Here is a 4,278-nt window from a genome sequence, read left to right on the forward strand (position 1 = left end):
TGATGTTCATCGAGACTTCGCGCCGCAGGTCGCCCTCGACCATGTAGTCGCGATCACCCGGCGAAGCGCGTCGGGATCGAGCGCCGCGCCGCCCGCCGCAAGCCCCTCCATGCCGTTCGAGAACGCGAAGCCGCCGCTCGGAAAGGCCGCGTCCGCCTGCCAGATCGCGAGCAGCTGGCCGATCATGCGGCGAGATCGTCGCTGACGATCGAACTCGGAACGGTGCGGCCGGCGAGCAGCGGGTCGAGGCGCGCCAGATAGTCCTCGACCGGGCCTTCGAGCGCGACCAGCAGGTTCTCGCCCTCGAAGCGTACCCGCCAGTGCAGATTGCCGGCGTGGTAGCCGATCTCGATGGCGTCCGCGATGGAGCGCGGCTGCAGCCGCAGCCAGCGCTCGACCTCGGCCCGCAGCACGATGGCGCGCGCGTCCTCGAGCAGCAGAACCGCGCCGTCGAACAGCTTTTCCTCACGCGGCAGCGCGATGGCGAGCTCCTCGCCCGCCGGCGTCGTGAGACGCAGCCGGCGCCGCGCCATGTCGGCCGCCGGCAGGGTGACGGTCTCCACCCGTCCGTGGTGATCGAGATGATGGAGGCGGTCGTGGATGTGCGGGTCGGTGCGTTTGCCGACCAGCGTCTCGATCTTCAGCATGGCGCGCTCTGCAAGGGGGCGCGGCGTCCGGTCCGCCGCGCCCTAAGGATCAGCGGTGCGTGGTGGCGGCGGTCGGCAGGCCCTCGATCGGGCACTCGTCGACGCCCACCGTCGGCCGCGTCATGGCCTCGACCATCTCGCGCGTGCCCTCGGGGTCGGCGATCCAGCGCTTGTAGAAGTCGTAGGGGCAGCCCGCCGCGCCCTTGTCGCCGTCGCCGGAGTTGATCATGCCGGTGTAGCCGCGGTGCAGCAGCTTGAAGAGGTGGTTGTTGGACTGGCCGGTGCGGCGGTGGTCGCGGATCAGCGACATCGAGAGCTGGGCGTAGTTCACGCCATTCTCCTCGGTGCCGCATTCGCCGAGCGTGCGGCCGTCGAAGCCGACGATCGCCGAATGGCCGAAGTAGGAGTAGACGCCGTCGAACCCGGTGGCGTTCGCCACCGCTACATAGGTGTTGTTGGCCCAGGCCATCGCCTTGGCCATGGTGATCTGCTGCTCCTTAGCCGGGTACATGTAGCCCTGGCAGCGCACGATCAGCTCGGCGCCGCGCATTGCGCAGTCGCGCCAGATCTCCGGATAGTTGCCGTCGTCGCAGATGATCAGGCTGATCTTGAGGCCCTTGGGCCCCTCGGAGACATAGGTGCAGTCGCCCGGATACCATCCCTCGATCGGCACCCAGGGCATGATCTTGCGATACTTCTGAACGATCTCGCCCTGGTCGTTCATCAGGATCAGCGTGTTGTAGGGCGCCTTGTGGGGATGCTCCTCGTGGCGCTCGCCAGTCAGCGAGAACACGCCCCAGCACTTCGCGGTCCGGCACGCGTCGGCGAAGATCTCGGTCTCCTCGCCCGGGATCGCGGACGCGGTGTCGTACATCTCCTTGGAGTCGTACATGATCCCATGGGTCGAGTATTCGGGGAAGATCACCAGGTCCATTCCGGGCAGGCCGGCCTTCATGCCGACCACCATGTCGGCGATCTTCTTTGCGTTGTGCAGCACCTCCGCCTTGGTGTGCAGCCGGGGCATCTTGTAGTTCACCACCGCGACGCCGACGGTGTCGTTGCTCGAGCCGATATCGCCGTGGATCATCCTGGTCTCTCCTGTCGCTGACCGTCCGGAGGCGAAGGGCAGTGCGCGGATCATCGATCCCGCGCCTGTCCGGCCCCGGCGTCGGCATTTGAAAAGGTCAGCCGAAGTCGTGGCGCATCACGCGCGGCTCCGGCCAGGTTGTCTTCGACTGCGAAGCGCCTTCGACTGCCTTGTCGGAGGCGTAGAAACAAAAAAGCCCGCCAATTCCCAGGAAGGGAACTGTCGGGCTACATCGCCGCGCCGGATCAACAACCTTGGTGATCTGGCAGAAACGCCAATCGCCCGCTGGCGACGACGTCTAGGCGTCAGCTAAGCATCATCCGGACGGAAGTTCAAGAGCTCGCTCGCGCGGATGATGGCGGTCGCCATCTCCTCCATCGACACCCGTTTGGCCATCGCCTGGCGGCGGATCGAGCCATAGGCCTCCTCCTCGGAGAGGCCGTGGCTCGACATCAGGATGGCCTTGGCCTTCTGGATTTCCTGGATGCCGGTGAGCTTGCGCTCGAGCTTGCGCAGCCGCCGGGCCTGGGCGCGGCCCTCGCTCCAGAGGCTGCGCGCGAGCGCGATCTGGGTGAGCAGCCCGAACGGCTTGATCGGGCGCTCCACCACGGCGAGCGCGCCGCTCTCCAGCACCAGCGCGAGCGTCGACGGGTTCTCGTAGCCGACGATCGCGATGACGGTCGGGCTCTTGTCGGAGCGCGAGCGGAACAGCTTCTGCAGCGCGTCGCGGTCTTCCTGGTCCACCGACAGCAGCACGAGATCGGCGTTCTCCGCATAGGCTTCGGGGGCGGGCCATGCGGTCTCGACGAAGCAGCCGATGCGCTTCAGATGCTCGACGAGCTGCTGGCCTTCGGCGTCATTGGCGTGGATCACCTGGACGCGCAGGCCGCGGATGTCGCGAAGGATCTGGATGCTCATCGCGCCCCCCGCTCAGGAGGCCGGCGCTTCGACGAAGTCCGCGGACCAGTCGTCGAGGCTCTGCGTGACGCAATAGGGATCGGGCTTCAGCCGCACGCCGGGGTTCCAGATGATCTGGAACCTGCCTTGCGCGTCGAGCCGCGCGACGCGCGGCCAGACATAGGCGTGGTGGTTGTCGGGATCGATGCGCACCCGGCCCTGCGGGGCGTCGTATTCGATCTCGGTCGCCTCCGCGAGGACGCGCCGCGGGTCGTCGGTCCCCGCGCGGGCGAGCGCCGCGGCCGCGGGGTGCATCTGGAAATAGGCGGTCTCGGCGACGGACGGGATCGGCGCGTCCTCGCCGAAGCGGGCCCGGAAGGCGGCGGTGAAGCGCCGGGCGCGGGGCGTCGCCAGCGTGGCGAAGAAGGTCGCGGCCGAGATGTGGCCTTCGGCGACGCCGGGACGCATCTCGGCGATGTCGGCCTCGGAGGTCGTGAGGCTCGCGATCGGGATCGAGGGCGCGAAGCCGGCTTCCGCATAGGCCTCGTAGAACGGCGCGGTCGCCTGGCCGACGATGGTCGAGAACACCACGTCGGGGCTCGTCTTGCGGATCTTCTTGAGCGCGCGCTCGATGTCCTCGGCGCCGGCGTCGAGCGGAATGTACAGCTCATCCACTACCTTGCCGCGCGACTGAACGACGAAGTCGCTCATGATGCGGTTGATCTCGTAGGGGTAGACGTAGTTCGAGCCGACGAACAGCACCCGTTGGCCGTGCTTGGCCAGGATGTATTTGGCGAGCTGGAAGGCGTTCTGGTTGGGCGCCGCGCCGGTGTAGATCGTCTGCGGCGAATACTCGAAACCCTCGTAGAAGGTCGGGTAGAACAGCGCGCCGCGGAAGCCGTCGATCACCGGCAGCACCGCCTTGCGGACGCTCGACATGTAGCAGCCGAACAGCAGGCGCACGCCGTCCGCCTCGATCAGCCGCTCGGCGACCGCGCGGAACTGGCGGGGGCTGGAGGCGCCGTCATAGACGACAGGCGCGATCTCGCGGCCATGGACCCCGCCCGCCGCGTTGATCTCCTCGATCGCAAGCTGCGTCGCGTTGAGCTGCGTGCGCTCGACATTGGCGGTGACGCCGGTGGTCGAGAACAGCAGTCCGACGCGCCAGGGCTTCGAGGTCACGTGATGCTCCGAGGGGGCGGGCGGCGGCGGCGAACGCCGCCGGGCTTTGAGTCCGGGCGAGGCCGCCACACGCTAACGAGCCGCAGCCGCCGTTCAAGCGGCGGATTGTCCCGCGCCCGCAGGCCATAAAAAAAGCCCCGGCCGGAGCCGGGGCTTTTTTTGATTTCCGTGCGTGCGGGTGTCAGCCGTGAGAGCTCGCCTGGGCGTAGCCGCCGGTCGGCAGGAAGGACTGCGTCCTGAGCAGCATTACGGAGGAGCCGGCGAAGCGGTCCGTGTGGGCGCCGTGCGTCGGGTCGGAGCCGAAGCCGCCGACGAGCGCGGCGCTCGGCGCGATCATCAGAGTGGCCACATGGGCCTGGTCCGGATGGGTCATCGCCGGCAGGCGCTCGACCGGCACCGGGATGACCGCGACCCGCAGCGAGGCGGCGTCCACGCGAGCCGTGACCATGGCTTCCGCGCTCAGCG

Annotated in this window: 5 protein-coding genes and 1 pseudogene; all 6 read right to left on the reverse strand. The window is 68.0% G+C overall.

What is annotated here, in order from left to right:
* Nucleotides 1-6 precede the first annotated feature (6 nt).
* Nucleotides 7-186 (reverse strand): urease accessory UreF family protein, encoded by a 180-nt coding sequence (locus tag ACIKT0_RS13985; RefSeq protein WP_407105932.1) that lies wholly within the window; start codon nt 184-186, stop codon nt 7-9.
* Nucleotides 183-647 carry an urease accessory protein UreE gene (gene ureE, locus ACIKT0_RS13990; RefSeq protein WP_407105933.1) on the reverse strand — a complete coding sequence of 155 codons (465 nt, stop codon included), beginning with the start codon at nt 645-647 and terminating at the stop codon, nt 183-185. Before ureE ends, ACIKT0_RS13985 begins: the two co-directional genes overlap by 4 nt.
* A gap of 49 nt (nt 648-696) precedes the next feature.
* On the reverse strand, nt 697-1,734 hold the full coding sequence (locus tag ACIKT0_RS13995; RefSeq protein ID WP_407105934.1) for an aliphatic amidase: 1,038 nt from the start codon (nt 1,732-1,734) through the stop codon (nt 697-699).
* Between the two features lie 309 nt (nt 1,735-2,043).
* Nucleotides 2,044-2,652 (reverse strand): ANTAR domain-containing response regulator, encoded by a 609-nt coding sequence (locus ACIKT0_RS14000; RefSeq protein ID WP_407105935.1) that lies wholly within the window; start codon nt 2,650-2,652, stop codon nt 2,044-2,046.
* Nucleotides 2,653-2,664: 12 nt separating this feature from the next.
* Nucleotides 2,665-3,813: a transporter substrate-binding domain-containing protein gene (locus tag ACIKT0_RS14005; protein ID WP_407105936.1), complete on the reverse strand. Its 1,149-nt coding sequence runs from the start codon at nt 3,811-3,813 to the stop codon at nt 2,665-2,667.
* 181 nt (nt 3,814-3,994) lie between these two features.
* Nucleotides 3,995-4,278 (reverse strand): annotated as a pseudogene (locus ACIKT0_RS14010) (hypothetical protein); the annotation flags it as partial.

Source organism: Hansschlegelia beijingensis, assembly GCF_045505405.1.
GTDB classification, from domain to species: Bacteria; Pseudomonadota; Alphaproteobacteria; order Rhizobiales; family Methylopilaceae; genus Methylopila; species Methylopila beijingensis_A.

What these genes read in the sequence shown, in the direction of transcription:
- ACIKT0_RS13995 (WP_407105934.1), bottom strand. Translation starts at nt 1,734, where the DNA reads ATGATCCACGGCGATATCGGCTCGAGCAACGACACCGTCGGCGTCGCG.
- ACIKT0_RS14000 (WP_407105935.1), bottom strand. Translation starts at nt 2,652, where the DNA reads ATGAGCATCCAGATCCTTCGCGACATCCGCGGCCTGCGCGTCCAGGTG.
- ureE (WP_407105933.1), bottom strand. Translation starts at nt 647, where the DNA reads ATGCTGAAGATCGAGACGCTGGTCGGCAAACGCACCGACCCGCACATC.
- ACIKT0_RS13985 (WP_407105932.1), bottom strand. Translation starts at nt 186, where the DNA reads ATGATCGGCCAGCTGCTCGCGATCTGGCAGGCGGACGCGGCCTTTCCG.